General features: G+C 40.3%; 1 protein-coding gene. It reads left to right on the top strand.

The genetic code is table 11. The features are described 5' to 3' along the window. Positions 1-132: 132 nt before the first annotated feature. A complete protein-coding gene (locus ACFINC_RS11530) occupies positions 133-345 on the top strand; it encodes a hypothetical protein (protein WP_120099847.1) in 213 nt (70 codons plus the stop codon). Positions 346-591: the final 246 nt, after the last annotated feature.

The raw sequence follows: 591 nt of genomic DNA, 5'->3' as shown, positions 1-591 counted from the left end.
TTGTTCAGAGGGAGAAAAATAGACATTTTGGGGCAGTAAAATTTACCCTGTAGTTTTCGTAACTTATCCCTCTATTTTTGTTTGATTTTTTTGGGCATCGTTCAATCCGTATTCCCGATAACGGAATTGCACATGATCAAAATCTTTTCTTTTTTTACGGGGACTGAAAGCGCAAAAAATTCTCAAGGAAATATACCGATGAATGGATCGATATTGGAGCAGCCTGTGGCGGATGAGGTGGTGCGAAAATCGTTTAGAGGGAGCGTATTGTCGCGTTGGTTAAAGTTTGAATTTATCATTGTGATGGAAAAGGTCAAAACACGGCGTCCTGCGCGCTCTCCATAAAGAAACCTTGCTCTCTATCGCTTTGTGAAGGATTTCTCTTGAAAAATTGGCGCCATCGTAAAACCCTCTCTGTGGCATAATACGAAAAGGATATCTTATGATTTATTATGATGAAAATGCGAAAAGAAAAACGACTGTAGGGCATGGTCACTCTGGAAGAATCTGTCGCTCGCGCAGGTGATGATCGATATTTCAGTGTCTCTTTTGTCCATTTATTTCTGACCAATGGAAGTGATGAACAAGCTT

Source organism: Bartonella sp. AP58NXGY (genome assembly GCF_042195785.1).
Taxonomy (GTDB): domain Bacteria; phylum Pseudomonadota; class Alphaproteobacteria; order Rhizobiales; family Rhizobiaceae; genus Bartonella.
This window is presented reverse-complemented; position numbering and strand designations above follow the sequence as displayed.

Bases quoted from the DNA above. Each gene is read 5' to 3' on its own strand.
- ACFINC_RS11530 (WP_120099847.1), top strand. From the start codon at position 133: ATGATCAAAATCTTTTCTTTTTTTACGGGGACTGAAAGCGCAAAAAAT.